At 62.8% G+C, this 3,837-nt stretch carries 1 protein-coding gene and 3 pseudogenes; 2 read left to right on the top strand and 2 right to left on the bottom strand.

All coding sequences use genetic code 11. The annotated features are described in order from the left end of the window. Positions 1-835, bottom strand: a pseudogene (locus tag AC07FD_RS29100) (IS110 family RNA-guided transposase); the annotation flags it as partial. Positions 836-1,074: 239 nt separating this feature from the next. Between AC07FD_RS29100 and AC07FD_RS29095 the strand changes: the two are divergent. Beyond that, positions 1,075-1,296, top strand: a pseudogene (locus AC07FD_RS29095) (transposase); the annotation flags it as partial. Between the two features lie 41 nt (positions 1,297-1,337). On the opposite strand, the pseudogene AC07FD_RS29090 reads toward AC07FD_RS29095, so the two are convergent. Continuing rightward, a pseudogene (locus AC07FD_RS29090) lies at positions 1,338-1,831 on the bottom strand (IS21 family transposase); the annotation flags it as partial. A 458-nt stretch (positions 1,832-2,289) separates the two neighbouring features. On the opposite strand from AC07FD_RS29090, the gene AC07FD_RS29085 reads away from it, so the two are divergent. Then, on the top strand, positions 2,290-3,837 hold a 1,548-nt coding region (locus AC07FD_RS29085; RefSeq protein ID WP_478352646.1), incomplete at its 3' end, for a hypothetical protein.

The following is a 3,837-nucleotide window of genomic DNA, read 5'->3' as shown; positions in this document are numbered from 1 at the left end:
CATCGCGCGGGCATGGCTGCGTCCGACCTTGCTGATCCGCCCGTGATGGGCAGCACCGAGCCCCGACTGGCGCACGCGTGGGTTCAGGCCGAAATAGCTCACCAGTTTTTGCGGGCTGGAAAAACGGCCGATGTCACCGACAGCCGCCACTAGCCCGCCGGCCACTGCGAGATTGACGCCAGTGATTGTGAGCAGCCGTTTGATCACCGCATCATCGATGCGCGCTCTCGGCAATCTCCCGGTCAAGTACGCGGAGATCGTCACCCAGCCTCTCCAGTTCCCGGATATGGCGCTCGATTGCGGCGCGCTCGTCATCTGGCACCGGCTGACGGGTGAGCCAGGCACGACCGAGGCGCCCGAACAGGTCGGCATGGGGGCACCGCGGAATCAGGTGGGCGTAGAGGATCGAATGTACCTCGTTCTTGATCCGGGTCCGATGCCGCACGACCTGGTAGCGCCGCGCGACCAGTCTGCGCATCCGCTCCGTGGCGGCATCCGGTGTCCAGATCTCCGGCAGGTAGCCGGCTGCGTACAAGCTGGCCAGCGTGCCGGCGTCGATCTTGTCGGTCTTCATATGAGCGTGCGCGATCGCTTTGACCTGCAGCGGGTTGGCGATCACCACCCGCTTCACGAATGGCGACAGCACCCGAGAGACCGCCATGCAGTTGCCGGTCGCCTCGATCACCACCTCGTCCGTCGCCAAAAGGCTCTTGCCGAAGCCTTCCAGCGCCGTCCGGGTCATGTCGACCCGGCCCACATGCCGCAGCCGACCGTCTTCCCAAATCACCACCTCGCCAAAGGTGCGGTGGGTGTCGATTCCGATTACACGTCGCATTCCTCTGTCTCCTTTCGATCAGTCAAAGGGGAGCGGCGGGCGACACGACAACTACGGATCCGCGCTCTCAGCGCAACCGGGCGAGTCGCAGAGGCGGCCATCTACTAACACGAGCTCGCAGCTCAACGTACAAGATCGGCCTGCCCGCACCTTCGTGCTCCCGGTGCCTCTGTCCCGGATGGTCGCACCATACGCCGCGATCGCGAAAACCGCAGCCGGACATCGGCACCGCCATCTTCATACCGGTTACGAACTCAATAGAGGCGTTGAACTCGAAGCTCAGGCGGGCTGTCGGGGCCAGGGGCCACTTCCCAAGCGACGATGCGGCAACCAAGTTGCTCTACCTGATCTTGAACCGATCCGAGAAAGAGTGGAAAATGCCGCCACGTAAGTGGACCATGGCCAAGGCCCAGTTCGCCGTCATCTTCGGCGAGCGCTTCATCCGGGCCATGGCGGCGTAATGTTCAACCGCCCGCCCGCACACGAAATTCCTGACAGTCCCGACGAACATCATGCGGCTGTGGCAGAGCCGGACATGGGCGACCTTCACGGTCACCGTCACGCCGTTGATCAGGACGATCTCGTGGCTCCAGTCGAACTGGTAGGCCTCGCCCGGCGCGAAGAACAGCGGCACATAGGCGTCCGCCATCGCCGACCCCTGTGCCTTCGCCCAGTTCTTCGCGTATCGACGGACGGCGTCATAGCCTCCCTCGTAGCCGAGGCTGCAAAGCTCTTCGTAAATCCGGATCAGTGTCAGCTGCTCGCGCGCCGTCTTGCCACGGTTGCCATTCAAAAACCCGTCTAGCTGATCCTGCCACGGACCGATCTTGGGCTTGGGCTGCCGCTCGCGTTCGTAGGGGAACGATGTCTCATCGGACCTGAGTATCTTGCGGACTTGTTCCGCGACACATGCAGTTCGCGGCAAATCCGCTTGAGAGACCATCCCTGCACATGGAAGGCGCGCCGAACCCGGGCAATCGTATCCACCGACTTCATCCCCACACCATCCACTCGCCACGACGAGCTGATGGTCGCAAATCAAAGCCTTCACACTTGGGCGTCCAACCTATTCATACTGACCATTATGCATAAGAGCTCTATCACCCGCTGGATCCGGCGTTGCTGAATGCTCTCGAACGCGCATGATGGCATATCCGTTTTATATGGGACGCTTCAGCACATCGCAGCTAAACAAAGAAATGCCGTTTTGCCGGCCAGGAGATAGGGAGAGTTGGGGACAGTAGTCGGCCCGGCAGGAGCGGCTGGTGAGGCGATGGGCAAGGAGTTGAAAGCCGCGTAGCCAACGCTCAACGAGGCGCGCCCGACCGGCGACGGCCATGTGGAGCTGGCGTTTGGGCCCAGCTCAGGACGAACTGGCCCGCGAGATCAAGTCGCGCTGATGCCAAGTGCTCCGGACCAAAGGCTCGAAGTTGTGAGTGAGGACACCAAGCGAAATGATGCCACAACTGGACCACTGGCTCCAACAGGTAACAGGAATAACGGGGCTGCTCCCGGAGTTACTCGGCGCGATTGCGGAAAGGCTCAGCCCGATCGATCTGCTGGCGGTGTCGCAGACAGACGGCGAGCTGCGTGCTGCTGTCCAAATGTCCGCGGCGTTGGAAGAAAGGCGCCAGATGGCAATCCGGGTTCAGGCCGTCTGGAGCAGGTTAATGGTCCCGCAGCCAGGAGTCGCGAATCCCTATGTCGGACTAATGGCTGCCGGCGCGTTGGAATCTCTGGCATCCAATTTCAATTGCCTGACCGGCGTGCAGCAGGAGCAGCTCGTTGCCATCGCCGAAGGACTTAACAACCCCGAGCACCGCGTCTTTGCCCTGCAAGCCCTCGGCGGGGGGCTGGGAGGGCTCGCGCCCACGCTTCAGCAGCGCCTCGTCGAGGTCGCCGAAGGACTTGACGACGAAGAGCACTGCGTCGATGCCCTGGCAGCCCTCAGACAAGGGGTGGGAGGGCTCGCGCCTGCGCTCCAGCAGCGTCTCATTGATCGCGCCGAGGCGCTTGACCCCGAACTTCGCTTCTCGGCCTTGGATGACCTCGGGCTGGCCGTGGGTGACTTTACGCCCATACTCCAGCAGCGTCTCATCGAACTTGCCGAGGGGGTTGGCGATCCCCAGCTTCGCGTCGCTGCCCTCGCTGGTCTGGCAATGGGTGTGGGACGGCTTGTGCCGGCGCTCCAGCAGCGTTTCGTCGATCGCGTCGAGGAGCTCAACTCGGAAGACTGCGTCTCGGTGTTGTCAGCCCTCGGGATAAGCGGGGGAGAGTTTGTGCCCGCGCTCCAGCAGCGTGTGGTCGACCTCGCAGCAGGGCTTGTCGATCCCGAGCATCGCGCTCAAGCCCTGGAGGACATCGGACCGAACCTAGGAGAGCTTGCGCCTGCACTACAGCAGCGCCTCGTCAGGCTCGCCGAGGCGTTTGTCGATCCCGAGCTTCGCGCTAAAGCCCTGCGGGGCATCGGAACGAACCTAGGATCGCTTGCGCCCGGACCACAGCAGCGCCTCGTCGTGCTCGCCGAGGGGCTCGCCCAGTACGAGCATCGCGTCACAGCTCTGCTGGGCCTCGCAGTGGGCGTCGAAGGACTTGCGCCCACGCTCCAGCGGCGCCTCGTCGACCTCGTCGTGAACCCTGACCTCGAAGATTACTCCTCGGCCCTCGCAGCCCTGAAACCAGCCGTAGGAAAGCTTGTGCCCGAGCTACAGGAGCGCCTCGTCGCGCTCGCCGAGAATCTTAACGACCAAAGCCATCGCGTCATTGCGCTGCAAAGTCTCGGAGAGAGCGCGGGATCGCTTCTGCCCGAGCTACAGGAGCGCCTCGTTGTGCTCGCCGAGAATCTTAACGACCAACGCCATCGTGTCAATGCGCTGCAAAGCTTCCGAGAGAGCGCGGGATCGCTTCTGCCCGAGCTACAGGAGCGCCTCGTTGTGCTCACCGAGAATCTCAACGACCCACACGATCGTGTCACTGCGCTGCTAAGCCTCGGAGAGAGCGCG

The organism is Mesorhizobium waitakense, from assembly GCF_056431085.1.
This window is presented reverse-complemented; position numbering and strand designations above follow the sequence as displayed.